The sequence below is a fragment of the Mycobacterium shimoidei genome (genome assembly GCF_900417275.1).
Lineage (GTDB): Bacteria > Actinomycetota > Actinomycetes > Mycobacteriales > Mycobacteriaceae > Mycobacterium > Mycobacterium shimoidei.
Window position 1 is genome coordinate 1,608,559 of record NZ_UEGW01000001.1, and the last position, 26,369, is coordinate 1,634,927.

At 65.7% G+C, this 26,369-nt stretch carries 29 protein-coding genes and 1 pseudogene; 13 read left to right on the plus strand and 17 right to left on the minus strand.

The features are described 5' to 3' along the window. The first annotated feature begins 28 nt into the window (after nucleotides 1-28). From hsaA to hsaB, 4 genes are read left to right on the plus strand one after another with little or no spacing between them, the layout of a single operon-like run. Entirely contained in the window at nucleotides 29-1,216 is a 1,188-nt protein-coding gene (gene hsaA / locus MSP7336_RS07785) for a 3-hydroxy-9,10-secoandrosta-1,3,5(10)-triene-9,17-dione monooxygenase oxygenase subunit (RefSeq protein WP_069394770.1), read from the plus strand. A 3-nt stretch (nucleotides 1,217-1,219) separates the two neighbouring features. Beyond that, nucleotides 1,220-2,086, plus strand: a complete 867-nt coding sequence (hsaD, locus tag MSP7336_RS07790; RefSeq protein ID WP_069394771.1) for a 4,5:9,10-diseco-3-hydroxy-5,9,17-trioxoandrosta-1(10),2-diene-4-oate hydrolase — start codon at nucleotides 1,220-1,222, stop codon at nucleotides 2,084-2,086. After that, nucleotides 2,086-3,000, plus strand: coding sequence for an iron-dependent extradiol dioxygenase HsaC (gene hsaC / locus MSP7336_RS07795; RefSeq protein WP_069394772.1), 915 nt, complete (start codon nucleotides 2,086-2,088; stop codon nucleotides 2,998-3,000). The genes hsaD and hsaC overlap by 1 nt, the downstream gene beginning before the upstream one ends. A 2-nt stretch (nucleotides 3,001-3,002) precedes the next feature. After that, nucleotides 3,003-3,566 carry a 3-hydroxy-9,10-secoandrosta-1,3,5(10)-triene-9,17-dione monooxygenase reductase subunit gene (gene hsaB, locus MSP7336_RS07800; protein WP_069394773.1) on the plus strand — a complete coding sequence of 188 codons (564 nt, stop codon included), beginning with the start codon at nucleotides 3,003-3,005 and terminating at the stop codon, nucleotides 3,564-3,566. Nucleotides 3,567-3,576: 10 nt separating this feature from the next. On the opposite strand, the gene MSP7336_RS07805 is transcribed toward hsaB, so the two are convergent. The 7 genes and pseudogenes from MSP7336_RS07805 to fadD3 all read right to left on the minus strand — a co-directional run bounded on the left by MSP7336_RS07805 (nucleotide 3,577) and on the right by fadD3 (nucleotide 10,608). Beyond that, a complete protein-coding gene (locus MSP7336_RS07805; protein WP_113963435.1) occupies nucleotides 3,577-4,827 on the minus strand; it encodes a hypothetical protein in 1,251 nt (416 codons plus the stop codon). Continuing rightward, nucleotides 4,824-5,984: a pyridoxal phosphate-dependent aminotransferase gene (locus tag MSP7336_RS07810; RefSeq protein ID WP_069394775.1), complete on the minus strand. Its 1,161-nt coding sequence runs from the start codon at nucleotides 5,982-5,984 to the stop codon at nucleotides 4,824-4,826. The genes MSP7336_RS07805 and MSP7336_RS07810 overlap by 4 nt, the downstream gene beginning before the upstream one ends. 9 nt (nucleotides 5,985-5,993) lie before the next feature. Beyond that, nucleotides 5,994-6,935 carry an acyl-CoA dehydrogenase IpdE2 gene (gene ipdE2 / locus MSP7336_RS07815; RefSeq protein WP_069394776.1) on the minus strand — a complete coding sequence of 314 codons (942 nt, stop codon included), beginning with the start codon at nucleotides 6,933-6,935 and terminating at the stop codon, nucleotides 5,994-5,996. After that, nucleotides 6,928-7,002 (minus strand): annotated as a pseudogene (locus tag MSP7336_RS24185) (16S rRNA (guanine(966)-N(2))-methyltransferase RsmD); the annotation flags it as partial. The pseudogene MSP7336_RS24185 and the gene ipdE2, both read right to left, overlap by 8 nt. Nucleotides 7,003-7,007: 5 nt before the next feature. Continuing rightward, a complete protein-coding gene (locus MSP7336_RS07820; RefSeq protein ID WP_069394777.1) occupies nucleotides 7,008-7,958 on the minus strand; it encodes an acyl-CoA dehydrogenase family protein in 951 nt (316 codons plus the stop codon). Beyond that, entirely contained in the window at nucleotides 7,955-9,088 is a 1,134-nt protein-coding gene (locus MSP7336_RS07825; protein ID WP_069394778.1) for an acyl-CoA dehydrogenase family protein, read from the minus strand. Before MSP7336_RS07825 ends, MSP7336_RS07820 begins: the two co-directional genes overlap by 4 nt. Continuing rightward, nucleotides 9,088-10,608, minus strand: a complete 1,521-nt coding sequence (gene fadD3 / locus MSP7336_RS07830) for a 3-((3aS,4S,7aS)-7a-methyl-1,5-dioxo-octahydro-1H-inden-4-yl)propanoate--CoA ligase FadD3 (protein ID WP_069394779.1) — start codon at nucleotides 10,606-10,608, stop codon at nucleotides 9,088-9,090. Before fadD3 ends, MSP7336_RS07825 begins: the two co-directional genes overlap by 1 nt. Nucleotides 10,609-10,712: 104 nt before the next feature. Between fadD3 and ipdE1 the strand changes: the two genes are divergently transcribed. From ipdE1 to fadA6, 4 genes are read left to right on the plus strand one after another with little or no spacing between them, the layout of a single operon-like run. Then, complete coding sequence (ipdE1, locus tag MSP7336_RS07835) at nucleotides 10,713-11,861, plus strand: acyl-CoA dehydrogenase IpdE1 (protein ID WP_069394780.1); 1,149 nt, start codon at nucleotides 10,713-10,715, stop codon at nucleotides 11,859-11,861. Beyond that, entirely contained in the window at nucleotides 11,858-12,646 is a 789-nt protein-coding gene (gene ipdF / locus MSP7336_RS07840; protein WP_069394781.1) for a (5R,7aS)-5-hydroxy-7a-methyl-1-oxo-2,3,5,6,7,7a-hexahydro-1H-indene-carboxyl-CoA reductase, read from the plus strand. The genes ipdE1 and ipdF overlap by 4 nt, the downstream gene beginning before the upstream one ends. Beyond that, a complete protein-coding gene (gene kstR2, locus MSP7336_RS07845) occupies nucleotides 12,643-13,221 on the plus strand; it encodes a TetR family transcriptional regulator KstR2 (RefSeq protein WP_069394782.1) in 579 nt (192 codons plus the stop codon). Before ipdF ends, kstR2 begins: the two co-directional genes overlap by 4 nt. Before the next feature lies 1 nt (nucleotide 13,222). Then, nucleotides 13,223-14,380: a steroid 3-ketoacyl-CoA thiolase FadA6 gene (fadA6, locus tag MSP7336_RS07850; RefSeq protein ID WP_113963436.1), complete on the plus strand. Its 1,158-nt coding sequence runs from the start codon at nucleotides 13,223-13,225 to the stop codon at nucleotides 14,378-14,380. A 110-nt stretch (nucleotides 14,381-14,490) separates the two neighbouring features. Here fadA6 and MSP7336_RS07855 read toward each other — a convergent pair whose 3' ends face one another. After that, nucleotides 14,491-15,099 (minus strand): TetR/AcrR family transcriptional regulator, encoded by a 609-nt coding sequence (locus tag MSP7336_RS07855; RefSeq protein WP_069394930.1) that lies wholly within the window; start codon nucleotides 15,097-15,099, stop codon nucleotides 14,491-14,493. 93 nt (nucleotides 15,100-15,192) lie between these two features. On the opposite strand from MSP7336_RS07855, the gene MSP7336_RS07860 reads away from it, so the two are divergent. From MSP7336_RS07860 to MSP7336_RS07870, 3 genes are read left to right on the plus strand one after another with little or no spacing between them, the layout of a single operon-like run. Beyond that, nucleotides 15,193-15,672 (plus strand): SRPBCC family protein, encoded by a 480-nt coding sequence (locus MSP7336_RS07860; protein WP_113963437.1) that lies wholly within the window; start codon nucleotides 15,193-15,195, stop codon nucleotides 15,670-15,672. 18 nt (nucleotides 15,673-15,690) lie between these two features. After that, complete coding sequence (locus MSP7336_RS07865) at nucleotides 15,691-16,404, plus strand: DUF899 domain-containing protein (RefSeq protein WP_069394784.1); 714 nt, start codon at nucleotides 15,691-15,693, stop codon at nucleotides 16,402-16,404. After that, nucleotides 16,401-16,790, plus strand: a complete 390-nt coding sequence (locus tag MSP7336_RS07870; protein ID WP_069394785.1) for a VOC family protein — start codon at nucleotides 16,401-16,403, stop codon at nucleotides 16,788-16,790. Before MSP7336_RS07865 ends, MSP7336_RS07870 begins: the two co-directional genes overlap by 4 nt. A 14-nt stretch (nucleotides 16,791-16,804) precedes the next feature. Here the strand turns inward: MSP7336_RS07870 and ipdC are convergent, their stop codons facing one another. Genes ipdC through echA20 form a run of 4 tightly spaced genes read right to left on the minus strand, consistent with a single transcriptional unit; the run spans nucleotide 16,805 to nucleotide 20,295 of the window. After that, nucleotides 16,805-17,863 (minus strand): (3aS,4S,5R,7aS)-5-hydroxy-7a-methyl-1-oxo-octahydro-1H-indene-4-carboxyl-CoA dehydrogenase, encoded by a 1,059-nt coding sequence (ipdC, locus tag MSP7336_RS07875; protein WP_069394786.1) that lies wholly within the window; start codon nucleotides 17,861-17,863, stop codon nucleotides 16,805-16,807. 49 nt (nucleotides 17,864-17,912) lie between these two features. Beyond that, on the minus strand, nucleotides 17,913-18,656 hold the full coding sequence (gene ipdB, locus MSP7336_RS07880; RefSeq protein WP_113963438.1) for a cholesterol ring-cleaving hydrolase subunit IpdB: 744 nt from the start codon (nucleotides 18,654-18,656) through the stop codon (nucleotides 17,913-17,915). Next, nucleotides 18,653-19,537, minus strand: a complete 885-nt coding sequence (gene ipdA, locus MSP7336_RS07885) for a cholesterol ring-cleaving hydrolase subunit IpdA (protein ID WP_113963439.1) — start codon at nucleotides 19,535-19,537, stop codon at nucleotides 18,653-18,655. Before ipdA ends, ipdB begins: the two co-directional genes overlap by 4 nt. Further along, entirely contained in the window at nucleotides 19,534-20,295 is a 762-nt protein-coding gene (gene echA20, locus MSP7336_RS07890; RefSeq protein ID WP_113963440.1) for a (7aS)-7a-methyl-1,5-dioxo-2,3,5,6,7,7a-hexahydro-1H-indene-carboxyl-CoA hydrolase, read from the minus strand. The genes ipdA and echA20 overlap by 4 nt, the downstream gene beginning before the upstream one ends. 71 nt (nucleotides 20,296-20,366) lie before the next feature. On the opposite strand from echA20, the gene MSP7336_RS07895 reads away from it, so the two are divergent. Both MSP7336_RS07895 and MSP7336_RS07900 read left to right on the plus strand, forming a co-directional pair. After that, the gene (locus tag MSP7336_RS07895; RefSeq protein ID WP_181786645.1) at nucleotides 20,367-21,152 is read left to right on the plus strand and encodes an SDR family oxidoreductase; all 786 of its coding nucleotides are present in this window, start codon (nucleotides 20,367-20,369) and stop codon (nucleotides 21,150-21,152) included. Nucleotides 21,153-21,168: 16 nt separating this feature from the next. Next, nucleotides 21,169-22,074: an SDR family oxidoreductase gene (locus tag MSP7336_RS07900; RefSeq protein ID WP_113963441.1), complete on the plus strand. Its 906-nt coding sequence runs from the start codon at nucleotides 21,169-21,171 to the stop codon at nucleotides 22,072-22,074. Here the strand turns inward: MSP7336_RS07900 and MSP7336_RS07905 are convergent. The 5 genes from MSP7336_RS07905 to MSP7336_RS07925 form a co-directional block, all read right to left on the minus strand. Further along, nucleotides 22,071-23,033: a histidine phosphatase family protein gene (locus MSP7336_RS07905; RefSeq protein ID WP_113963442.1), complete on the minus strand. Its 963-nt coding sequence runs from the start codon at nucleotides 23,031-23,033 to the stop codon at nucleotides 22,071-22,073. The two genes, MSP7336_RS07900 and MSP7336_RS07905, sit on opposite strands and share 4 nt — an antisense overlap. 12 nt (nucleotides 23,034-23,045) lie before the next feature. Beyond that, complete coding sequence (locus MSP7336_RS07910) at nucleotides 23,046-24,062, minus strand: histidine phosphatase family protein (RefSeq protein WP_069394792.1); 1,017 nt, start codon at nucleotides 24,060-24,062, stop codon at nucleotides 23,046-23,048. Nucleotides 24,063-24,145: 83 nt separating this feature from the next. Continuing rightward, a complete protein-coding gene (locus MSP7336_RS07915) occupies nucleotides 24,146-24,604 on the minus strand; it encodes a nitroreductase family deazaflavin-dependent oxidoreductase (protein WP_069394793.1) in 459 nt (152 codons plus the stop codon). Nucleotides 24,605-24,632: 28 nt separating this feature from the next. Further along, nucleotides 24,633-25,001, minus strand: coding sequence for a DUF8021 domain-containing protein (locus MSP7336_RS07920; RefSeq protein ID WP_069394933.1), 369 nt, complete (start codon nucleotides 24,999-25,001; stop codon nucleotides 24,633-24,635). 168 nt (nucleotides 25,002-25,169) lie between these two features. Beyond that, nucleotides 25,170-26,330, minus strand: coding sequence for a steroid 3-ketoacyl-CoA thiolase (locus tag MSP7336_RS07925; protein WP_113963443.1), 1,161 nt, complete (start codon nucleotides 26,328-26,330; stop codon nucleotides 25,170-25,172). Nucleotides 26,331-26,369 lie beyond the last annotated feature (39 nt).

The window sequence follows — 26,369 nt, forward strand, 5'->3', positions numbered from 1 at the left end:
AATCGGAACGTGTTCTAGTCTTTGGTCTATGTCAGCTTCCATTCAACAGCGTGACGCCCAGGCGGTCCTAGCGGGTATCGACGATTTGCTTCCGCAGCTGCGTGAGCGTGCGCAGGCCTGCGAGGACCTGCGCCGGCTGCCGGACGAGACCGTCAAGGCGCTCGACGAGGTCGGCTTCTTCACCCTGTTGCAGCCCGAGCAGTGGGGCGGCCTGCAGTGCGACCCGGCGTTGTTCTACGAGGCGGCCCGACGGCTGGCCAGCGCGTGCGGCTCGACCGGGTGGGTGGGCTCGATCATCGGCGTGCACAACTGGCACCTGGCGCTGTTCGACCAGAAAGCCCAGGAGGAAGTCTGGGGCGACGACCCGACGGTACGGATCTCCTCGTCGTACGCCCCGATGGGCGCTGGCACCGTGGTCGACGGCGGCTACCTGGTCAGCGGGTCATGGAACTGGTCGTCGGGCTGCGACCACGCCACCTGGTGCTTCGTGGGCGGCCCGGTGATCAAGGACGGCCGGCCTGTTGACTTCGGCAGCTTTCTGATTCCGCGCAGTGAATACGAGATCGAGGATGTGTGGCACGTGGTCGGGCTGCGCGGCACCGGTAGCAACACCATCGTCGTCAAGGATGTTTTCGTGCCCCGGCATCGGTTCCTGTCCTACAAGGCGATGAACGACGGGACGGCGGGCGGCTATAAGACCAACACCGCACCTGTTTACAAAATGCCTTGGGGCACAATCCATCCCACTACGATTTCGGCACCGATCGTCGGGATGGCCTATGGGGCCTACGACGCGCACGTGGAGCACCAGGGCAAGCGGGTGCGCGCCGCGTTCGCCGGCGAGAAAGCCAAAGACGATCCCTTCGCCAAGGTCCGCATCGCCGAGGCCGCCAGCGACATCGACGCGGCGTGGCGGCAGCTGATCGGCAACGTCAGCGACGAGTACGCACTGTTGGCAGCCGGCAAGGAGATCCCGTTCGCGCTGCGCGCCCGCGCCCGACGCGACCAGGTGCGCGCCACCGGACGGGCGATCGCTTCGATCGACCGGCTGTTCGAGGCCTCCGGCGCCACTGCGCTGGCCAATGACCAACCGGTGCAGCGCTTCTGGCGTGACGCCCACGCTGGTCGGGTACACGCCGCCAACGACCCGGAGCGGGCGTACGTGATCTTCGGGAACCACGAGTTCGGGCTGCCGCCCGGCGACACGATGGTGTAAGCCGTGACCGCGACCGAGGAGCTCACGTTCGAGTCGACCTCGCGCTTTGCGGAGGTCGACGTCGACGGTCCGCTGAAGCTGCATTATCACGAAGCCGGCAGTGGTCCCACGATCGTGTTGCTGCACGGCGGCGGGCCCGGTGCGTCGAGCTGGACCAACTTCTCCCGCAACATCGCGGTGCTGGCCAAGCATTTCCACGTGCTGGCCGTCGACCAGCCTGGCTATGGACACTCGGACAAGCGTGCCGAGCACGGGCAGTTCAACCGCTACGCCGCACGGGCTCTGCACGGATTGTTCGACCAGCTGGAGCTGGGACGCGTTCCGCTGGTGGGTAATTCGCTGGGCGGAGGCACCGCGGTGCGCTTTGCGCTCGACTATCCCGACCGGGCCGGCCGACTGGTGCTGATGGGTCCGGGCGGTTTGAGCGTCAACCTGTTCGCGCCCGACCCGACCGAGGGCGTCAAACGGCTGGGCAAGTTCACCAACGAACCCACCCGCGAGAACCTCGAGGCGTTTCTGCGGGTCATGGTCTACGACCAGAAGTTGATCACCCCGGAACTGGTCGACCAGCGTTTCGAGTTGGCCAGCACCCCGGAATCGTTGACGGCGGCCCGGGCGATGGGGAAGTCGTTCGCCGGCGCCGACTTCGAGCTGGGCATGATGTGGCGCGAGGTGTACCGGCTGCGTCAACCGGTACTGCTGATCTGGGGCCGCGAGGACCGCGTCAATCCCCTGGACGGGGCACTTGTTGCGCTGAAAACCATTCCTCGTGCGCAGCTGCACGTCTTCGGGCAATGTGGGCATTGGGCGCAAGTGGAGAAGTTCGACGAGTTCAACAGGCTCACGATCGATTTCCTGGGAGGTGGGTGATGAGCATCCGGTCCCTGGGCTACCTGCGCATCGAGGCCACCGACGTCGCGGCCTGGCGCGAATTCGGCCTGAAAGTCCTCGGCATGGTCGAGGGCAAAGGCGCGGGCCAAGGCGCGCCCGAAGGAACACTGTATCTGCGGATGGATGACTTTCCGGCCCGGCTGGTGATCGTGCCCGGAGAGCACGACCGGTTGTTGGAGAGCGGCTGGGAATGCGCGAACGCCGAAGGCCTGCAGGAGATCCGGGATCGGCTCGACATCGAGGGAACGTCCTACAAAGAGGCCACCGCCGCCGAACTGGCGGACCGCCGGGTCGACGAGATGATCCGGTTCTCCGACCCGTCGGGCAACTGCCTGGAGGTCTTTCACGGCGCCGCGCTGGAGCACCGCAGGGTGGTCAGTCCTTATGGGCACAAATTCGTCACCGGCGAGCAGGGGCTGGGCCACGTGGTGCTGTCCACCCGTGACGACACCGAGGCGCTGCACTTCTACCGCGACGTGCTCGGTTTCAAACTGCGGGACTCGATGCGGCTGCCACCGCAGTTGGTCGGACGGCCCGCCGACGGGCCGCCGGCCTGGCTGCGCTTCTTCGGGTGCAACCCGCGCCACCACAGCCTGGCGTTCATGCCGGCGCCCACCCCGAGCGGAATCGTGCACCTGATGGTCGAGGTGGAGAACTGCGACGACGTCGGCCTGTGCCTGGACCGGGCCTTGCGCCGTAAGGTGCCGATGTCGGCGACATTGGGCCGGCACGTCAACGACCTCATGCTGTCGTTCTACATGAAGACACCAGGCGGATTCGACGTCGAATTCGGCTGCGAGGGAAGACAAGTCGACGACCACGACTGGGTCGCCCGGGAAAGCACCGCGGTGAGCCTGTGGGGCCACGACTTCTCGGTAGGCATGCGCGGGTAGCGATGTCGGAGCAGATCGACTCTCAGGCCTTCCGGCAGGTGCTCGGTCAGTTCTGCACCGGGATCACGATCATCACCACCGTGCATAACGACGTTCCGGTCGGTTTCGCGTGCCAGTCGTTCGCAGCGTTGTCGTTGGACCCGCCGCTGGTGTTGTTCTGCCCGACCAAAGTGTCGAGGTCCTGGAAAGCCATCGAGGCCACTGGCAAGTTCTGTGTCAACGTGCTGACCGAGAGCCAGAAGCACGTGTCCGCCCGCTTCGGCTCCAAGGAACCGGACAAGTTCGCTGGAATCGATTGGACCTTTTCGCCGTTGGGTTCGCCGGTCATCGACGGATCGCTGGCGTTCATCGACTGCACGGTGGTCTCGGTACATGACGGCGGCGACCACTTCGTGGTCCTCGGCGCGGTGAAGTCGTTGTCGGAGGCACCCAAGATCAAGCCGCGACCGCTGCTGTTCTACCGCGGGGAATACACCGGGATCGAGCCGGACAAGACCACGCCGGCGCAGTGGCGCGACGACCTGGAGGCATTCCTGACCACGACCACCCAGGACACCTGGCTTTAGCTCTGGTCGGTTACTGCCCGTGCCAGCGCGCCTGATGCTCGGCGTGCGTGTGCAGGTAGGCGCCCGGGCCGAAGAACGCGTCGTAAAAATCGGTGTCCAGATGCTGCGCTTGCAGATACATCAGCACGTGCACTGTCGGCACGGTGCCCGGCAGCTTGCCGAAGGTGTCGTAGATGTACGACGCCTCCAAGCTCACCACTTCCTGGATGCCCTCGGGCGGCAGCGCGGAGGCCCGCACCTTCGGTGAGTCCGACCACGGCCCCGGGGTGTCGGAGTGGAAAGGCCCACCGGGACCGAATTTCCGCTCCACAAGCTTGTGCACTCCGGCCGAAACCGACGGCACATGTGGTGGGCTGAGGGTCTCGAAAAATCCAGGCAGACCGGTGGCATTCGGGAACGGCCAGCGTTCGTCGTCGTCAGACACGAAGCCCAGTCCATCCAACACCGACAACCGGTTCAGGCCGTCGTAGATCCAGCCGCCGAGGCCCAGCGCCTGTAGCGCCAAAGCCCCGTTGTTGGCGGCGATCGCGAGTTCCGCGGTCGCCTCGGTCAGCGTGTACTGCTCCACGAACGAAAGCGGGATGGGGTCATCAGCGTGGGCCAGTGACGAAAAGTGCTCGATCCCTGGAATATTGCGCCGGTTGATGTCGTCGACGACCAGATAGCCGTTGGCCGCGAAGAACCACAGATTCTCCATCAGATGCTCGGCGAGATCGGCCACCGGAAAGGCCAGCAAGCTCCCCGGATGGTTGCCGATCCAGGTGTTGTGGCCCTCCATGTGGGGTTCTTCGCGCGGCACTTCGAGGCGGGCGTCCGAGATCCGCACATAAGACGCCGCGGTGTGGCTGATCCAGTCCTCGATACTTCCGTACTCCCGTGGCGGCTCGTCGCGAGTAGGCAACAGATATGTCCCGCTGTCGTCGGTGAAGAACAGCTGGCTGGTGTGGAAGCCGGCCGCCGATGGAAACGTTCGACCGCTGGCACTGCCCGAGTAGTTGGGCAGCGACGGGGCGTAGCCGGGGTGGTGGGCAATCCCGTAGTGCCATCCGGTGACGCCGGCAGTAATTGAAAGCACCAGTGCCCGTTCGACTTCCGACAACGGCTGCACCTGTCGGCGACTTGTGTAGGCCAGCGTTCCGGCAGGGATCCGGCCGCCCACCGGAAATCGTCGCGATCGACGCCCGGTGATGGCGGACAACAGCGGGAACTGCGCCACCTCGGCCAGCGCAGCACGCTCGTGATCGGAGATGACGAGAGTCATCGGCCAAGCCAGCTCCGCATGCGACGCAAAGCTTCTTCGATATCCGATCTCGGGCCTGCGAAGGACAGCCGGACAAATGACCCACCGTGCGCAGTGTCGAAGTCGATACCGGGAGCAATCGCAACCCCGGTGTCCGCCAGGAGTTTCGAGCAGAAGTCCAACGAGTCCGTGGTGAAGTCCGACACATCGGCGTAGACGTAGAAGGCGCCGTCGGTAGGGGCCAGCCGGTCGATGCCAATGTCGCGCAGACCGTCGAGCAAGAGCCCGCGGTTGATCGCGTACTGGTGCAGATGGCCGTCGGCTTCGGCGATCGCTTCGGGAGTGAACGCGGCGACGGCGGCGTACTGGGACAGCACCGGCGGACAGATGGTGAAGTTTCCGGTGAGGCAGTCGACTGCGCGACGCAGCTCCGACGGCATTACCAGCCAGCCGAGCCGCCAGCCCGTCATTGCGAAGTACTTGGAAAAACTGTTGACCACCACGGCATTTCGCGATGTCTGCCATGCACAACTGGTCTGCGGTGCACCCTGGTAGACCAGGCCGTGGTAGACCTCGTCGCTGATGAGCCGGACGCCGGAGGCGTCACACCAGGAAGCGATCGCCGCAAGTTCTTCCGGCGGGATGACGGTTCCGGTGGGGTTGGCCGGGCTGGCCACCACCACGCCCTGAACGGGCGGATCGAGCTGGGCCAGCATGGCAGCGGTGGGCTGGAACCGGGTCTGTGGGCCGCATTCGATTTCGACGACCTCACATCCGAGCGCGGACAGGATGTTGCGGTAGCACGGGTATCCCGGACTGCCGAGCGCCACCCGATCGCCGACGTCGAAGCAAGCCAGGAACGCGAGCAAGAACCCTCCCGACGACCCTGTCGTCACCACCACGTCGTCGGTGTCGACCTGCAATCCGTACCGCTGTTGGTAGGACGCGGCAATCGCGGCGCGCAGCTCCGGAATGCCCAACGCCACCGTGTAGCCGAGCTGGTTGGTTTGAAGTGCTGCCGCCGCCGCGGCACGCACCGGTTCGGGGGCCCCGGCACTGGGCTGGCCCGCCGACAGGTTGACCAGGTCGCCGTGGGTGCGCTGCCGCTCTGCGGCCGCCAGCCAAACATCCATCACGTAAAACGGCGGGATGCCCGCTCGCAACGCGACCTTGTTCATTGCGTCAGGTTAGAGCAGTTCCGATTCAAGCCGGCGCAAGTGGTCGCGCGGCGCCCCGAACAGCTGCGAACTACCGTGCGCGCGTTTGAAATACAGGTGCATGTCGTGTTCCCAGGTGATTGCGATGCCGCCGTGCAGTTGGATGCCCTCGGCGGCCACGGTGCTGAATGCCTCGCTGGCGGCCACCCTGGCCAGCGCCGCTGATGTGGCCGACGGCTCCGAGATGGCGTCGTTGACGACCGCCCGCGCGGCCTGCACCGCGACGTACAGGTCGGCCATGCGGTGCTTGAGGGCCTGAAAGCTGCCGATCGGCCGGCCGAACTGCACGCGTTCCTTGGTGTAGTCGACGGTCAGCTCCAGACAGCGGGTCGCGGCGCCGATCTGCTCGGCGGCCAGCAGAATGGCCGCGGTGTCGGCGATGCCGGGGTCGGCGCCCATCGGCGCGGTGGTCTCTGACGTGACCCGGGCCAGGCGGCGGGTGGGGTCCATGGACGCGACGGGCTGGGCGCTGAATTTCGTCCACCGGGTGAGCTTGCCACCGTCGGCCGCCACGAGGATGTCGGCGATGTCGCCGTTGATCACGTAATCGGCGTCGAACACGACGGCGCCGACGGCCGTGCCCTCTGCCAGCCGCTGCAGTGCTGCGGTGTCGGGCTCGTCGGCGGCGAGCAGCGCGAGTTCGGCGAGCATGGTGCCCAGCAAGGGCGTTGGCGCCAGCACCTTACCGAGCTCTTCGAGGACGACCGCGGCATCGCCGAGGCTGCCGTCGGCCCCGCCGTACTGCTCGGGCACCAACAGCGCGGCGGCACCGACCTGCTCGCACAGCAGCCGCCACAGCGACTCGTCGTAGCCCCGCTCCGATTCCATCGCCGCTCGGACCGCCTCCGGCGTGGCGTGCTTGGACACCAGCGCGGCCACGGTCTCGCGCAGCAATTCCCGCTCGTCAGTCATGGCGCCGCTCCTCCTCATCGCTGCGTCCCCCGCAAGCGGGAGGTGCCCCCACTGCATCGTCGCCGGCGCAGGTCATAGCGCCTCCAGGACCCGTCGCCGATGCGCGGCCGGGTCACCCCAGGCCGATCGCAGCGCCTGCACTCGCAACAACCACAGCGACAGGTCGTGCTCGGCAGTGAAGCCGATGGCGCCGTGGGTCTGCAGCGCCGATCGGGCGGCCAGCAACGCGGCATCCGAGGCCGCCGCTTTCGCGGCGCTGACGTCGCGTGCGGTGTCGGGCGAGCCAGCAGCCAGCGACAGCGCCGCACCGTAAACCAGCGGGCGGGCCAGTTCGACCGCGACGTGCACGTCGGCCAGTTTGTGCTTGATCGCCTGATAGGAGCCGATCACCCGGCCGAACTGAGCGCGCTGCTTTGCGTAGTCGACGGCCGCATCCAGCAGCGCCTGACCGGCACCGACTAATTGGGCCGCCGTTGCCAGGGCGCCGAACTCAAAGGCGCGGGCGACGTCGGCCTCCCAGCTCACGGCGCCCGCGGTGACCTCGAACAGCCGACGACTCGGGTCGACCGACTCGTGCTGCGCACCGGGTTGCGCTTCGCTGACGCGCCCATCGGCCAGCAGCACCAGCCCGGCGACGTCGGCGTCGACGGCGCGCGGCGTGTGCGGCGGCAGCGCGACGGTGGCGATCAGCTCGCCTGCGGCCAGGGCCGCGCTCCGATCGTCGTTGACCAGCAGGCTGGGGGCGACCGCAATGGATTCGGCTACCGGCCCGGGCACACACCAGCGACCGAGTCGCTCCAGCGCGACCACCAGGTCGACCGGATGCGCGTCCAGACCGTCGAACCGCTCGGGAACCATCAACGCGGTGACGCCCAGATCGGCCAACTGCGCCCACACTTTGCGGCCCGGCGCGGTGTCACCGCCGGCCCAGGCCCGCACCGCCGCCGGAACGTCCGCTGCGGCGAGAGCCGCGTCGATACTGGCCGCGAAGTCGCGTTGCTGTGCGTCCAAGTCGAATCTCATCTGGCCTTCTCCCGAGGCAGACCCAGCAGCCGCTCGGCGATGATGTTGCGCTGAATTTCGTTGGTGCCGGCGTAGATCGGACCACCCAACGCGAACAGCAAGCCGTCGGTCCAGGAGTCGGCGAGCTCGCCGTCGGCGCCGCGGATCTCCAGCGCGGTCTGGTGGATGGCGACGTCCAACTCGGACCAGAACACCTTGGTGACCGACGACTCGGCGCCCAGCTCACCGCCCTCGGCCAGCCGGGTCACGGTGCCGAAGGTGTGGAGTCGATAGGCCTGCGCCTTGATCCACGCGTCGGCCACCTGATCACCGAAAGCATTCTCGTCACTGGTTTTCCACAGCTGCGCGAGCCGCTCGGCGGCCGCCAGGAATCGTGCCGGGCTGCGCAGCGACATGCCGCGTTCATTGCTCGAGGTGCTCATGGCCGCACGCCACCCGTCGTGCACCGAGCCGATCACATCGGCGTCGGGCACGAACACGTCGTCGAGGAAGATCTCGCCGAAACCGGTGGCGCCGCCGAGCTGGGCGATCGGTCGCACGGTGATCCCGTCCGCCTTCAGGTCGAACATGAAATAGGTCAGGCCCCGGTGACGCTCCGCGTCGGGATCCGAACGGAACAACCCGAATGCTTTGTCGCCGAATGGTGCTCGTGAACTCCAGATCTTCTGGCCGTTCAGCAGCCAGCCGCCGTCGGTTTTGGTGGCCGTGGAGCGCAGCGAAGCCAGATCGCTGCCCGACTCAGGCTCCGACCAGGCTTGCGCCCAGATCTCCTCACCGCTGGCCATCTTGGGGAGCACCCGGTCCCGCTGCTCCTCGGTGCCGTGGGCGAACAACGTCGGCGCCAGCATCGAGGTGCCGTTAGCGCTGGCCCGGCCCGGGGCGCCGGCGCGAAAGTACTCCTCTTCGAAGACGACCCATTGCAACAGTGAGGCGTCGCGGCCACCGTACTTTCGCGGCCAGGTAATCACCGATAGACCGGCATCGAAAAGAACTCTGTCCCAACGCCGATGCTGCTCAAAGCCTTCGGCGGTGTCATAGGACTTGGTCGGGAAGGCCTTCTTGTTGGCGGCCAGAAAGTCGCGCACTTCGGCTTGGAACGCGCGGGTCTCGTCGTCGAATTCAAGGTCCATCAGGGCATCTCTCGCAGCAGCGGTTTGACCACCTTGCCACCGGCATTGCGCGGCAGGGTGTCCACGAATCTCACAGACCGGGGCGTTTTGAAATTCGCCAGATGCTCACGGGCATAGGCGATCACAGTCTCTTCATCGAGATCAGACCCGGGCCGGGTCACCAGGAACGCCCGACCGACCTCGCCGAGGCGTTCGTCGGGCACGCCGATAACCGCTGCGTCGAGCACACCGTCGAGCCGCGCGAGCACCTGCTCAACCTCGGCGGGATAGACGTTGAACCCGCCGCAGATGTACATGTCCTTGAGCCGGTCGGTGATCTGCAGATTGCCTGCAGCATCGAGTTTTCCGACATCACCGGTGTGCAGCCAGCCGTCGGCGTCGATAGCCTCCGCGGTTGCCTCCGGATCGTCCAGGTAGCCCAGCATCACGTTGGGCCCGCGCAGCAGCACTTCGTTTCGGTCTCCAATGCGCAGTTCGAAATCGGCGATCGGGCGTCCGCACGTGGTGGCGACCGTGACCGGGTCGTCGTCGGGCCGGCACATAGTGCCGAATCCGTTGCACTCGGTCAAACCGTAAGCGGTCAGCACGATGTCGATGTCGAGCTCGGCCTGCATGCGCTCGATCAGCACTACCGGCACGGTGGCCGCACCGGTGACCGCGAACCGCAGCGAGCTCAGGTCGTAGTCGGCGCGGGCGGGATGGTCCAGCAGCGTCTGGTAGATGGTCGGCGGCCCGGGCAGCACTGTGATCCGGTGCTCGGCCACGGCGCGCATCGCCTGCTCGGCGTCGAAGGTCAGCTGCGGGATCAGCGTCGCGCCGGTCTGCAGGCAGGCCAGGATGCCCGCCTTGTAACCGAAGTTGTGAAAGAACGGATTGATGCACAGGTAGCGGTCATCACTGGTGATCTTCCCGCAGGCGGCCCACGCCGCCGACCCGGCCAGCGATTGCCGGTGTGCGCACAACACACCTTTGCTGCGGCCGGTCGTGCCCGAGGTGAACAGCACATCGGAGACGTCGTCGGGCCGGACCGCGGCGGCGCGCGCGTCCGCGGCCGGCAGGTTGGAGCCGGCGGCGACGAACTCGTCCCAGTTGCCGTCGTCGGCCTCGATCGGCACCCGCACGATATGGCGCAGCTCGGGTAGCGCCCCGCGGTCCAAATCGGCGAGCTTGTCGGCGCCGAGGAATTCGCCCATTGCCACCAGTAGGGGGGCCTTGGTCCGGACCAGAATGTCGGCGGCCTCCGAGGCGGTGTATCGGGTGTTCAGCGGGACCACGATGGCGCCCGCGTAATGCGTCGCCAGGCACGCGACCACCCAGTGCCAGGTGTTCGGCGACCAGATCGCCACCCGATCGCCGGGGTGAACACGCAGCTTGATCATGGCCGCGGCCGCCTGGCGCACCTGCTGGCGCAGCTCGGCGAAGGTCAGGGTGCGATCAGGGGTGACCAGCGCATTGTGGTCGGGTAGTTCGCCGGCGATGCGGTCCAATACCGCAGGAATGGTCCGCGGATCGGTCGACATCGGTGCGTGCTCCTCAATGCTTGATGGGCCGTCACACCTGGACGCTGCGCGCTCACATCGTCGCCGGCCTACAAAGCAAGTGCTTGGTAGGTTAGCCTACAGGGATGCAGGAGGTCGAGGAGTTCCGGGCCGAGGTGCGCGACTGGCTGGCCGAGAACCTGGTCGGCGAATTCGCGGCGCTCAAGGGTCTCGGCGGACCCGGCCGCGAGCACGAGGCGTTCGAGGAGCGGCTTGCCTGGAACCGGCACTTGGCGGCGGCAGGTCTGACGTGCCTGGGTTGGCCGGTCGAACACGGCGGTCGCGGACTGTCGGTCGCTCACCGGGTGGCGTTCTACGAGGAGTACGCGATTGCCAACGCGCCCGCGAAGGTCAACCACTTCGGCGAGGAACTGCTCGGGCCGACGCTGATCGCCTTCGGCACACCCGAACAACAACAGCGGTTCCTGCCCAAGATCCGCGACGTCACCGAGCTGTGGTGCCAGGGCTATTCCGAGCCCGGAGCCGGCAGCGATCTGGCGAACGTGTCCACCACGGCGGTGCTCGACGGTGACCAGTGGGTGATCAACGGCCAGAAGGTGTGGACGTCGTTGGCGCACTGGGCGCAGTGGTGTTTCGTGGTGGCGCGCACCGAGAAAGGCTCCAAGCGCCACGCGGGCTTGTCCTATCTGCTGGTGCCGCTGGACCAGCCCGGTGTGCAGGTCCGCCCGATCGTGCAGTTGACCGGCGAGTCGGAATTCAACGAGGTGTTCTTCGACGACGCCCGTACCGACGCCGATCTGGTGGTCGGCGCACCGGGCGACGGCTGGCGGGTCGCGATGGGAACACTGACCTTCGAGCGCGGGGTTTCCACACTCGGTCAACAGATCGTTTACGCCCGTGAGCTCGATGGCGTTGTGCAGCTCGCCAAACGGACCGGCGCCGCCGACGATCCGCTGATCCGGGAACGCCTGACCCGGGCTTGGGCCGGTCTGCGGGCGATGCGTTCGTACGCCCTGGCGACCATGGATGTCGAGCAGCCCGGGCAAGACAATGTGTCAAAGCTGCTGTGGGCCAACTGGCATCGCGAGCTCGGTGAGATCGCAATGGAGGTGCAGGGCAAGGCCGGGATGGTGTTGGACGGCGGTGACTTCGACGAGTGGCAGCGACTGTACTTGTTCACCCGGGCGGACACCATCTACGGCGGTTCCAACGAGATCCAGCGCAACATCATCGCCGAGCGGGTGCTCGGCCTACCTCGAGAGGTCAAAGGATGACGTTAGCGGTCGCGCCGAAAGAGATTGACGGACACGGTCTTTTGACCGGGAAGGTCGTGATCGTCACCGCGGCCGCGGGCACCGGCATCGGGTCGGCCACCGCGCGACGTGCTCTGCTCGAGGGCGCCGATGTCGTCATCTCCGACCACCACGAACGACGGCTGGGGCAGACCGCGCAGGAACTGTCGAAGCTGGGTCTCGGGCGCGTCGAGCACGTGCTGTGCGATGTCACGTCCAGCGCGCAGGTCGATGCGTTGATCGCGTCGGCCACCGCCCGGATGGGTCGCATCGACGTGCTGGTCAACAACGCCGGCCTGGGCGGGCAAACCCCGGTGGTCGATATGACCGACGAAGAGTGGGACCGCGTACTCGACGTCACGCTGACGTCGGTGCTCCGCGCGACCCGGGCGGCGCTGCGCTACTTCCGGGAAGCCGATCACGGCGGCGTGATCGTCAACAACGCCAGCGTATTGGGCTGGCGTGCTCAACATTCGCAGGCACATTATGCCGCCGCCAAAGCCGGGGTGATGGCGCTGACCCGGTGTAGCGCCATCGAGGCCGTCGAATATGGTGTGCGGATCAACGCGGTGTCGCCCAGCATCGCCCGGCATAAGTTCTTGGACAAGACTTCGTCGTCCGAGTTGCTCGACCGTTTGTCGGCCGACGAGGCGTTCGGACGCGCCGCCGAGCCGTGGGAGGTGGCGGCCACCATCGCTTTTCTGGCCAGTGATTACTCCAGTTATTTGACTGGAGAAGTTATTTCGGTATCGAGCCAACATCCATGAACCGGCGCGAAGAACTTCTGCAGCTGGCCGCGACGATGATGGCCGAACGTGGCCTGCGCGCTACGACGGTACGCGACATCGCCGACGGCGCCGGCATCCTGTCGGGCAGTCTGTACCACCACTTCTCCTCCAAGGAGGAGATCGTCGACGAGGTGCTACGCGGCTTCCTCGATTGGCTCTTCGCCCGTTATCAGGAAATCGTTGACACCGAACCGAATCCGCTGGAGCGGTTCAAGGGGCTGTTCATGGCGTCGTTCGAGGCGATCGAGCACCGCCATGCACAAGTCGTCATCTACCAGGACGAGGCCAAGCGGTTGAAGTCGCAACCGCGGTTCTCCTACATCGACGACCTGAACAAGCAGCAGCGCAAAATGTGGCTCGATGTGCTCAATCAGGGCATCGAGGACGGCTACTTCCGGCCCGACCTCGACGTCGACCTGGTTTACCGTTTCATTCGCGATACCACCTGGGTGTCGGTGCGTTGGTATCAACCCGGCGGACCGCTCACCGCCGACCAGGTGGGCCGGCAATATCTCGCCATCGTCCTTGGCGGAATCACCAAAGAAGGAGTCTGACATGGCCGCAGTTTCTCAGGCGTACGTCATCGACGCGGTGCGGACCGCGGTTGGCAAGCGCAACGGATCTCTTGCCGATGTGCATCCAATCGACTTGGGGGTGGCGGCATTTCACGGTCTGTTCGACCGCGTTGACGTCGATCCCGCCGCGGTGGACGACGTCGTGGTGGGCTGCGTGGACGCGCTGGGTGGTCAGGCCGGCAACATCGGCCGCAATGCGTGGCTGGCGGCGGGGTACCCCGAGGAGGTTCCGGGTGTGACCGTCGACCGGCAGTGCGGATCCAGTCAGCAGGCGATTTCCTTTGGCGCCCAGGCGATCATGTCAGGGACCGCCGATGTGATCCTGGCCGGCGGGATGCAGAACATGAGCCAGATTCCGATCGCGTCGGCGATGGTGGTGGGCAAAGAGTTCGGCTTCACCTCGCCGACGGGCGAGTCGAAGCACTGGCTACACCGCTACGGGGATCAGGAGATCTCACAGTTCCGTGGCGCGGAGTTGATCGCCGAACGGTGGAACCTGTCCCGCGAGGAAATGGAGCAGTTCGCGCTGACCAGCCACCAGCGTGCGCTGGCCGCGATTCGCGGCGGGCACTTCGACAATGAAATCGTGGCGGTCAACGGATTTCGAATCGACGAAGGCCCGCGGGAAACATCGCTGGAGAAGATGGCCGCGCTGCCACCGCTTTCCGAGGGCAGCCGGCTGACCGCGGCGGTGGCCAGCCAGATTTCCGACGGCGCTAGCGCGGTGCTGCTGGCATCCGAGCAGGCGGTCAAGGACCACAAGCTCACGCCGCGCGCCCGAATCCACCACATCAGCGCCCGCGGCGCCGACCCGGTGTTCATGCTGACCGGCCCCATTCCGGCGACCCGCTATGCGCTGGAGAAGACCGGGCTGTCCATCGACGACATCGATGTTGTCGAGATCAACGAGGCGTTCGCGCCGGTCGTGTTGGCCTGGCTCAAGGAGATCAAGGCGGACCCGGAGAAGGTCAACCCCAACGGCGGGGCGATCGCGCTCGGCCACCCGCTGGGCGCCACCGGGGCCAAGCTGTTCGCGACCATGCTCAACGAGCTCGAGCGCACCGGTGGCCGGTACGGCCTGCAGACGATGTGCGAGGGCGGCGGCACCGCCAACGTCACGATCATCGAGCGGCTGTAGCCGCCTGCCACTGCCGCGCCTGCCACTGCCGCGAGCGGGCGTGTTTGTACACCGACACGCCGTAAAACTTGTACAACTGCGCCCGCTCGCGGCAAGAAGAGGCCGAACGGTCAGCGTGACAGGCCAGCGATGATGGCATCGACGGTGCGCCCGGCCAGCGCGTCGATCTCACGGCGACTCGAACGCCTTAACGGGCCGTGCAGGGCGAGCTCGGCGAACCCGTGCACCGCGGACCAGCAGGGCCATTCGGCGCCCGCGCGCCGCTCGGCGGGCAACACGCCCTCGGTCACCATGGCATCGAGCGCCTCGACTAAGGCGAGATACGGTGGCGCAACAGATGTTTCGATCGGGCCATCGGTGAGATCAGCTCCGAAAAAGGCGGTGCTGAACCAGCCAGGCTCGTCCAGCGCGAATTTGATGTAGCCAAGCCCGACGGCGCGCAGGCGGTCGCTGGCGCACGGCTGCGCCGAACCGCTTCGGCGCGTCGAGGCGTTCATCCGCGCGGCCATCCGGTGCTGAATGGCTGTTGCAACCGCCGACAGCAATGCTTCGCGGTCGGCGAAGTGACGGTATGCGGCATTAGGGGAAACCCCAACGCGCCGAGTCGCCTCCCGCACGGTCAGTGCCTCCGGCCCACCGGCCCGAGTGAGGTCGAGACCGGCGTCGATCAATGCCGCGCACAGGTCCCCGTGGTGGTAAGCGGTCTTCAAGTCGGCCAACCCTTGACCCTCCTGCAGGCCGAAGTGTACGGTGTGAACATTATCAAATGTGGACAGCGTAAACATTTCGATCGCGACAATTAGGGAGTCGCCATGATGGACACAGTGAGCGAGGTCGCCACCATCGACGCGGCCGCCGCCGCGGTGTTTCACATCCTCGCCGACCCGACGACGCACGCCGCCATCGACGGCACCGGCTGGGTCCGCGAATCGCTCGACGGACAGCAACTGAGCGATGTGGGACAGATCTTCCGAATGTCGATGTATCACGACAACCACCCGGCAGGCAGCTACGAGATGGCCAATCAGGTCGTCGTTTTCGATCCGCCGAACGCCATCGCATGGAAACCGGGACAAGAGCTCGCCGACAATGGGGATATCGAATTCGGCGGCTGGTTCTGGCGCTACGACCTGACACCTTTGAATGCGCACGCGACACAAGTCATGTTGACCTACGACTGGTCGGCGGTGCCCGCCACGCTACGTGAACACATCCAATTCCCGCCGTTCGACCGCGATCATCTGAAGAACTCGTTGGCCCACTTGGCCGGGCTCGCCGGCCCACGGCATTGACCACGAAAGGAAATCGCAGTGCACACCATAGGATTACCGCCCGTCGTCGACCAGGAAACGTGGCAGCGAGAATTGGACGCGCTGCGCGTTCGGGAAAAGGCGGCGACCCGCGAGCTCGACGCGATCGCCGCGCAACGACGACGTCTGCCGATGGTCGAGATGCCGGACTACGTGCTGGAGGGGGAGAACGGCCCGGTGCGGCTGGCCGACGTGTTCGAAGGCAAACGGCAGCTCATCGTGTACAACCACATGTGGTCCCCGGGTGAACAGTGGCAGTGCTCGGGCTGCACGGGCTTCACATCGCAGTTCACCCGCCTGGAGTTCCTGGACAACTACAACGCACGGTTCGTCATCGTCACGCAGGGACCCATCGACGAAGCGCTGGCCTACAAGCGGCGGGTGGGCAATCGGATGACCTGGTACTCCACCGCCAATAGCTCGTTCGGGGACGACGTCGGCGCTCCAGCGGGCGGCGGGTTCGCGGTGAATGTCTTTCTGCGCGACGGGGATCGGGTATTCCGCACCTGGCATACCAACGGCCGGGGCACCGAACAGCTGAGCCACTCGTTCGCGTTGATCGACATCCTTCCGTACGGGCGCCAGGAGGATTGGCAGGATTCGCCGGACGGCTGGCCGCAGCGCCCCACTTACAGCGGCTGGGCGAGCTCGCAGGACATCGCCCGGGCATACGGCGCCGACGCAGGAATTGACCAGCAAGGAAGGACAAGATGACCACCACGACGACGGGCCTGCAAACGATCAGCCTGGTGTGCGTACCGACACCCGAGCAGGACAAGGCAGTCGAGTTCTACGAGTCACTCGGGTTCGACAAGCGAACCGACCAGCCGTTCGGCGGCGGTTACCGGTGGATCGAGGTTTACCCGCCCGATGGCACCACCGGCATCGCGCTTGCTCCACCCCCACCGGACGGCGGACCGGTGCAGCCGGCCAACACCGGTATCACGCTGACCACCAGCGATATTGACGCCACGCACGCGGCGATGAAGGAGCTCGGCGTCGACGTCGACGCTCAGGTGTCGCGAATGGGCGAGCCGGTTCCACCGATGTTCTGGTTCCGCGATCCGACCGGGCACACACTGATGGTCGTGGAGTCCTGACTGCGGGCGAGGGGTCATTGCACGAGGGCCGCCGCGGATTGCAGCTGCTTGATCGCGTCGGCGACGATCGTCTGGATCAGTTCGGCGCATGACGGCAGATCTTCGACGATCCCGGCCACCTGGCCGGAGGCCAGCACACCGGCGTCGGTGTTGCCTTCGACGAGGCCTGCTTTCAGCAGCATTGGGGTATTGGCCGCCATGATCACCTGCGACCAGGTGAGGTCCTTGCCGTGCCGCATAGCCAGACCATCGCGGATCATCGACCGCCAGGTCATCTGCGACATCTTCTTGAACTTGGCGGCATTGCGTGCCGCGGCGATGAAACCCATTGCCCGCGAACCGCTCTCCAGCTTCTCGACGAGCCCGGTGCGCAGCACCCGATGCGGCATACCGTCGACGCGAGTGGTCACCACGGTGCCGTCGAGAGCCGACTCCAGATAGCGGCGCTTGACCTCGTCAGGCACCGTGGAGTCCGACGTGAGCAAGAACCGGGTGCCCATCGCCACTCCGGCCGCGCCGTAGCACAGCGCGGCGGCCAGGCCGCGGCCGTCGAAGAAGCCGCCGGCCGCTATCACCGGGATGTCCACGGCGTCGAGCACCGAGGGCAGCAGCAGCGTGGTCGCCACCGGCCCGGTGTGTCCACCGCCTTCGCCGCCCTGCACGATCACCGCGTCGGCTCCCCAGGACGCCACCTTGCGGGCATGCTTGGCCGCACCGATCGACGGAATGACCACCGCCCCTGCATCTTTCAGCCGCGTGATCAGGTCTTGGCGGGGCGCTAACGCGAACGAGGCCACCTTGACCCCCTCGCGGATCATCAACTCGACCCGATCGTCGGCGTCCTCGGCGTCGGCGCGGATGTTGACCCCGAATGGCTTGTCGGTGGCCGCCTTCACCTTCGCAATCGCGGTGGCCAACTCGTCGAGAGTCATCGTCGCCGACGCCAGGATCCCCAGCCCGCCGGCGTTGGCGGTGGCCGAAACCAGCCGGGCGCCGGCCACCCAGCCCATCCCGGTCTGCACGACCGGGTGCTCGATGCCGATCATCTCGGTGAGCGGCGTGCGTATCTTCATAGCCGCCGCCGACGATGCAGAGCAGAGCGATGAGGAGGAGGTGGATTAATCATGAGCGGATCTCTCGGTCACGCAGGGCTTTTGGATCGATGACCTCGTGGATCAGGCGCAGCTCGTCGTCAGTCGGCTGGCGCGTCTCTTCGGCTTCATCAACGCCGTGCACCTCGAACGAGGTGGCTTCGCGGACGTCGTCGGGCGACACCCCGGGATGCAGCGACAACGCGCGCATCGTGCCGTTCGGGCCGCCGAAGTCGAACACGCCGAGATTGGACACCACTCGGTAGACCCTGGCGAACCGGAATGCCGGGTTGTCCGCGTCGACCTTGTCGGTTCCGATGCCGCAGACCACGTCGACCTTCTCGCAGAACACTCGTTTGGAATGATTGCCGACCCAGTAGCTGGTCGCGTGGTTGATGGCGTTGCCGGGCGCGCCGCGAACGCCGAACATCTGCCGCGTGGGTTTCTGCAGCGGCCCGAAAGCCGAGATGTTCTGGTTGCCAAACTTATCGACCTGGTTTGCGCCCATCACCACGTGCCGTCGCCCCCAGGCCAGCGTCTGGAAGACTCGGTCAAACGGCATCCAGCCCTCGATGGCTCCGGTGGCGCCCAGCGCCGGGGTGTCTGCCAACAACTGCGCCTCGCCGTCGGTCAGCAAGATGTCCGGCGAAAACGTCAATCGGGCCAGCCGGGCACCAACCGAAGCCATGTTCGTCATCGGGCTGACCAGGATCTGGCCCGCATCTCGGAACAATTCGGCGCAGGCGACGGCGCACACGTCGGCTCGGCTGCTCACTTGGATGTCTCCTGTCCGAAAGCGCGTACCGCTGCCTGGTATTCGTCTTCGCCGCCCGACAGGAAGGTCTGTACGAACTGCTGCCAGCCCTCCTCGGTGGAGGCGGCTTCGGCATAGTGCCGCTGGAATTTTTCGTCGCGCCCGTAATCGGGTGCCGCAGTGGTGAAGTGGGCGCCACCGGGGGCCTCCACCACAGCGTCGACCATCATCCGATTGACCAGCAGGGCCTGCGGCGGCACCGTCTTGACCAGCTCCTCGGTCGAGACAACGCGCTCGACCGACATCAAACGCTTGTCGGCGGCCATCAGATACAGATCATCGAAGTATGGATCGATTCCGGTGTAGGCGGCATTGCCTTGCTGGTCCCCGAGATTCATGTGCACGAGCGCCGCGTCCAGATGCAGCGCGGGCATGGCGATCAGCGTCTCGTGCCGGCCATCCGCATCCGGATACGGCGACGTCAGCGTGGCCAGCTCGCCTTCGAAGAAGTCCGGTACCGAACTGCCCAGCCCGGCGCGGGTCGGCAAGAACGGCAGCCGCTGGGCGGCCGCTTGCAGCCCGCAGCGCAGCATGCCCTCGTCCATTTCTCGGGCCTCGATCGCGCCGCTGGTGCGTGCTTTGGCGAACCAGGGGTCGTAGAACGGTGGTGAATCCAGCGACACGAAACCGTAGTAGACGCGCTTGACCTTGCCCGCTGAACACAGCAACCCCAGGTCCGGCCCGCCGTAGGTGACCACGGTCAAATCCGTGATGTCCGAACGCAAAATGGCGCGCACGAAGGCCATCGGCTTACGTCGCGATCCCCAGCCGCCGATGCCGATGGTCATGCCGCTTCGCAACTGCGCGACCGCGTGGTCCAACGTGGTGCGCCTGTCGCTCATTTCTTCTTCTCCGACTTGGCGGTCCCGGCGAACGCGTCGCGGTGCTCGTCGGACACTCCTGCGAGATTGAGTTCGAAGGTAAAGCCTTGCTCCATGCGGTAACTCGAGTTGACCCGTTGTACGTCGATGAAGTTGAGCGCCTCTTTGGCGGCCCGGATCACCCGAGTGTCCTTGGCCGCGATATCGCGAGCCACCCGTAAGGCGGCCTCGTCCAACTCGTCGCGCGGCACCACCTCATGAACCGAGCCGAAGTGCTGCAGTGTGGCGGCATCGACGGTGGCCGCGGTGAAGAACAGCCGTCGCATCATGTGCTGCGGGACCAGCCGGGACAGGTGGGTGGCCGCTCCCAGCGCGCCGCGTTCCACCTCCGGCAGCCCGAATGTCGCGTCGTCGGAAGCGACGATGACGTCGGAGTTGCCCACCAGCCCGATCCCGCCGCCGACGCAGAACCCGTTGACGGCGGCGACCACCGGAACCGCGCACTCATAGACCGCGCGGAATGCGGCGAAGCAACCGCGGTTGGCGTCGATCAGCGCGGTGAAACCCTCGGTGCGCTGCATCTCCTTGATGTCCACGCCGGCGTTGAACCCACGGCCCTCGGCGCGCAGGATCACCACGTGGGTGTCCGGGTTGTCGCCGGCGGCGGTCACCGCGTCGGCGAGTTCGAACCAGCCTCCCGACGGGATGGCGTTGACCGGGGGAAAGTCGACGGTAACAGCGACGATGCCCGGTTCGATGGCGGTCGAGGTGATGGTCAAGTCGGCTCTCCCTTGTGGGATGAAAACAAGTCCGGTTACCTAAGCAAGCACTTGCTTGGTACGCTAGCACAGTGACTCGCGCCAAAGCAGACCCTGCGATCAATCTGGGCCTGACCGGGCGGGTCGTGCTGGTTACCGGCGGCGTTCGGGGGGTCGGCGCCGGAATCAGCGCGGTATTCGCCGAGCAGGACGCCACGGTGATCACCTGCGCACGTCGAGCCGTCGAGGGTTCGCCCTACGAGTTCCATTCCTGCGACGTCCGCGACGAGGACGCGGTCCAGGCGCTGATCGACACCATCGTCGAGCGGCATGGCCGCCTCGACGTCGTCGTCAACAACGCCGGCGGATCACCGTACGTGCCCACCGCGGAGGCGAGCCCGAAGTTCAACCGCAAGATCATCGAGCTCAACCTCATCGGTGCGCTGCTGGTTTCGCAGTACGCGAACGAGAAGATGCAAGACCAGCCGGGCGGCGGCTCGATCGTCAACATCTGCAGTCTCAGCGGCCGCCGGCCATCGCCGGGCACCGGCGCATACGGGGCGGCCAAGGCCGGCCTGGAAAGCCTGACCCAGACGCTGGCGGTGGAATGGGGCCCCAAGGTGCGGGTGAACGCCTGCGTCGTCGGCATGGTCGAGACCGAACAGGCCGAGCTGTTCTACGGTGATGCCGAGTCGATCGCCGCCATCTCGAAGAACGTACCGCTGGGCCGGCTGGCCAAGCCGACGGATGTCGGTTGGGCCGCAGCCTTTTTGGCCTCGGACGCGGCGGCCTACATCAGCGGTGCCTCGTTAGAGGTACACGGCGGCGGCGAGCCGCCGCACTATCTGGCCACGACGAACGCCAGCGCGATCAAGTAGAGGAGACACAGAGAGCATGGGAATAGTCGACGGCCGTGTCGTGATCGTCACCGGAGCCGGCGGAGGAATCGGCCGCGAGCATGCACTGGCCTTCGCTGCCGAGGGCGCTCGGGTGGTGGTCAACGACATCGGGGTGGGCCTGGACGGGTCGCCGGCAAGCGGCGGCAGCGCGGCCCAACAGGTGGTCGACGAGATCACCGCTGCCGGTGGCGAAGCCGTCGCCGACGGCTCCAACATCGCCGACTGGAACCAAGCCGCCGGCCTCATCCAAACCGCGGTCGAGAAGTTCGGTGGTCTGGACGTCCTGGTCAACAACGCCGGCATCGTGCGAGACCGGATGATGGCCAACACCAGCGAGGACGAGTTCGACGCGGTCATCGCGGTGCATCTCAAAGGACACTTCGCCACCATGCGCCACGCCGCGTCGTATTGGCGAGGGCTGGCAAAAGAGGGGAAAACCGTTGATGCGCGGATCATCAACACCAGTTCCGGTGCGGGTCTGCAAGGCAGCGTCGGACAGGGGAATTACAGCGCCGCCAAGGCGGGCATCGCGGCGCTGACACTCGTCGGCGCCGCCGAAATGGGTCGGTACGGCGTCACCGTCAACGCCATCGCGCCATCGGCGCGGACCCGCATGACCGAGACCGTCTTCGCCGAGAAGATGGCCAAGCCCGACGAAGGGTTCGACGCCATGGCGCCGGAGAACATCTCGCCGCTCGTGGTGTGGTTGGGCAGCAGCGAATCAAAAGACGTCAGCGGCAAGGTGTTCGAAGTCGAGGGCGGTATGATCCGGGTTGCCGAGGGCTGGGCGCACGGTCCGCAAGTCGACAAGGGCGCGAAATGGGATCCGGCCGAACTCGGGCCGGTGGTCGCCGACCTGCTGGCCAAGGCCCGCCCGCCGGTCCCGGTGTACGGCGCCTAGAGCGAAGCAGTGATGTCGTCAAACACGGCGACGGGGAATTGCTCTGTTGCCGCAGCGATTTCACTGATCCCAGACTGAATCGCCGTGAAGACCGCTGTTGGATCACCGGTGAGGACGGCCTGTTCGATGCTGTACGCAGCCAGCTGCGGTGCCGTGATGAAATCACGCAGATCGACGAACAGATTGGTCAGCAATCCCATGTCCTGTGCGACGGGTTGACCGTCCCAGCTGACCAGCGTCCAGCCGTCGTCGGGATTGCCCGTTACTTCGACAATGCCCGTGTAGGGCAGCAACTCACCCTTGGTGAACAGTTCGTTGAGGACGAGGCCGAAATCGGGGTTCCTGACGTTCATCAGCGCCCAGATCGCGATCGTTCCTTCGTGGGAGAACACCGCATTGGTGACCCCGGTCTCGCCGGTCGGGACGCTCTCGTCGTAAATCGTCTGAATGGCGTCGTTTACCCGATCCTGAAACGCCATGCCGTTGAAGTCCGAGGAGCCCAACTGCGGTACGAAGTATAGCCCGAGTGTCCACAGCGCCGGGGCCAGCAGATACAGGGCGCCGCCCAGTGGGAGGTCTCCGACGTAGACCGGTATGCCTGCGTAGATCCCGGCATCGATTTCGTTGAGCCCCGCAAGGATATGGTCGGACGGCAGCGGCCACATGTCGAGGGTTTCCGCCAACGGCTGTGCGGTCTCCTGCGACCTGATCATCGTCGACGCGAAAATCTGGTCGATGCCATCCTGGCCGAGTGCATCGGCGACGGCATCCGCCTGTTCCACCCCGGTCGGAGTAAGGCCCGGTCCGGGGATCTCGTTGTTGATCACATCCATCTCACCGGATTCACCGTGGCGCACGAAGTCCAGCGTGATCGGATCGTCAGCCCAGGCGACCGCGGGAGCGATGAAAAGCAGGGCCGACGACAGCGCGGCGGCAAGGCAGCGAAACCGGCGGGACATGTGCCTTGAAGCTCAGAATGCCAACAGGGCGCTCATATCAGTGGCTGCCGCCGGGAAGCTGTCGCTGAACGCGTTGACGATGTCCTCATACACCGCGATCGGGAATTGAGCCAATGCCGTGCTGATGTCGGTGAAGCCGGCCTGCATCGCGTCGGTGATTGTCGTTGGGTCGCCGGTCAGAAACGCATCGTAGACGTTCAGGCCGGCCAATTGCGGTACCGCGATGAGGTCTCGCACGTCAACCAACAGTGCCGTTATCAAGTCTGGGGTCTGCGGGACATCCACGCCGTCGTAACTGATCAGCGTCCAGCCGTCCTCGGGATTGCCCTGAACCACGACTTCGCCTGTGTTGGGCAGCAATTCGCCCTTCTCGAGCAGCTCGGACAGAATCAGCGTGAAGTCGGGGTTTTTGACGTTCATCAGCGTCCAGGTGGTGATCGCCCCCTCGCTGGAGAACGCCACGCTGGTGGGATTGTCGGCATCGCCGGAAATGCTGTTGTCGTAGATGATTTGGACGGCCGCGTCGAATCGGTCGTCGAAGGCAAAGCCGTTGGCGTCTGACGAGCCCGGCATCGGCATGAAGCCTGCTCCCATTACCCACAGCACTGGCGTCAGCAAATAAAGCATGCTGTCGGGGCTGAACACGGGTTGGCCTTCGTAGATACCCGCGTTGATCTCGTTGAGCCCCGGCAGTATCTGGACTTCCATATTGCTCAGCGCCTCGGACAGCGGGGCTGCGGTTTCCTGCGTCCTGATCAGCTCCGACGCGTAGAGCCCGGCATACGGGCCCTCCGGCGCGAGCACGTTGGCGATCGCCTGCGCCTGGTCTTCGCCGGTCGGAGTGAGCTCAGCGCCGGGCGGCATCGTGCCGACGATGCCGTTGGCGTTGTCGACCGATTCGCCGTGCCGAACGAACTCGATGGTGATCGACTCTTCGGCCCAAGCGATCGCCGGACCGGCGAACAGCAGGCCCGTGGACAGCAGTGCGAGAGCCAGGTACCGCGACCGGTGTCGCCGTCGACCGGACATAACTTCCCCAATCCCCAGCGGCGTCTCAGGAAAAATTAAGGTACCGCATCCGGCGGTGAGGATGGTGGAGATTCGCCGGACGATTACGCCGGTTCGCAGACGACGACGGGAATGGTCCGGTCGGTCCACGACTGGTAGTCGTCGTAGGACGGATACATCTTGACCAGCTGCGGCCAGTACTTTGCGCGCTCCTCGTCGGTGGCGTCGCGCGCGGTGAGTTCGAGCACCTCTTTTTTGATCTGGACCGAAACCTTGGGATTGGCCTTCAGATTGAGGTACCACATCGGGTTTTTCGCGGCGCCGCCCTTCGACGCGGCCACGATCACCCGGTCCCCGTCGCGCAGGAAATACAGCGGGCTGACGCGCGGTTTCCCCGACTTGCGACCGGTCGTGGTCAGCAACGCGACGGGGATGTTCTGGAACGTGCCACCCAGGCCCTCACCGCCGCTGCGGCGGTACATGAACGTGTTGAGCCGAGACATCCACTTGATGAAGACGTCGGTCAACGGGGAATTCAGAAACCGCGGGGGTGATTTCGGCATGACGCTGGTCCTAACGTGATTGCCCGGCCTAGCTCCGAATGAACGGGCGCAAGCGAGCCCGAATGTGGTGGATGGTCCCGTCGGGGATCAGGAACGTCTCGTCGACGTGCGCGCACACCCGCCGCCCCGCCAATTTCGGCTTGGTGATCACGTCGAAGCGGGCCCGCACCTGATCGCCGTCGACGCTGAACTCCGGTTTCGTGATCGACTCGATGACCCGATACTGCGGTCCGCGATTGAGGCTGCGCCGCAGGTGCTTTCCGGAAAGCCCGGTCTTGAGCCCCGCTTCGATGCGGACGCAGTGCGGCGCCAGCGGTACCGCGGTTGCGTCGTGACTGACCAGCGCGTCGATGTAGGACTGCGCGGCCGCGATGCGGTCGTCGTCGGAGACGCTCATCTGATTGCCCGGCTCCTCCTCATCGCGCTGCGCGCTCTGCATCGTCGCCGGGCGCATCTGATTGCCCGGCTCCTCCTCATCGCGCTGCGCGCTCTGCATCGTCGCCGGGCGCATCTGATTGCCCGGCTCCTCCTCATCGCGCTGCGCGCTCTGCATCGTCGCCGGGCGCTAGATCCGCTCGATGATGGTGCCCGTCGACAGTGCCCCGCCGGCGCACATGGTGATCAGCGCGGTGCTCTGGTCGCTGCGTTCCAACTCGTGCAATGCGGTGGTGATCAGCCGGCTGCCGGTGCAGCCCACCGGATGCCCGAGCGCGATCGCACCGCCGTTGACGTTGACCCGGTCCATATCGGCGTTGTGCACCCGCGCCCAGGACAGCACCACCGACGCGAACGCCTCGTTGATCTCGACCAGGTCGATGTCACCGAGCTTCATACCGGCCCTCTCCAGCACCCTGGTCGTCGCCTGCACGGGGCCGTCCAGGTGGTAGTACGGCTCGGCGCCGACCAGCGCCTGGCTGACGATCCGCGCCCGCGGTCGCAAACCCAGCGCTTTGGCCTTGTCCTCGTCCATCCAGAGCACCGCGGCCGCGCCGTCGGAGATCTGCGACGACGTGCCCGCGGTGTGGATGCCGCCCTCGATCACCGGCTTCAACCCGGCAAGGCCCTCCAGGGTGGTGTCCCGCAGGCCCTGGTCGCGGCTCACCATGTGCCGCTCGCTGGTCGGTTGCTTCTGCTCGTCGAGCACCGGCGCTTCGATCGGCGAGATCTCGCGGTCGAAGCGGCCCTCGTCCCAGGCCCGCTTGGCATGCAGCTGGGAGGCCAATCCGAGGGCGTCGATGTCCTCGCGGGTGATGCCGCGGCGCTTGGCGATCCGTTCGGCGGCGGTGAACTGGTCCGGCAGATCGATGTCCCACGACTCCGCTCGCCAATTGCGGTCCGGGCCCGCATTGGCGCCCAGCCCGACGCGGCTCATCGCCTCGATACCGCAGGCAATGCCGACGTCGATCGCCCCGATGGCGATCAGCCCCGCCACCAGATGGTTGGCCTGCTGGCTGCTGCCACACTGGCAGTCGACGGTGGTGGCGCCGACCTGCTCGGGCAGGCCCACGGTCAGCCACGCTGTGCGGGTGACGTTGTTGGACTGCTCGGCGAACTGAGTTACGCAGCCGCCGACGACCTGCTCCACTTCGCCGGGATCAATGCCGGCCTTTTCCACCAGGGCCTTCTGCACCGCGCCCAGCAGTTCGGTGGCGTGCAGCCCTGACAACCAGCCGTTACGTTTGCCGATCGGGCTGCGGGTGGCTTCAACTATTACCGGGTTACCCATGCGGTCAGGCTAGAACACGTTTCATTACTCTGACAAGCG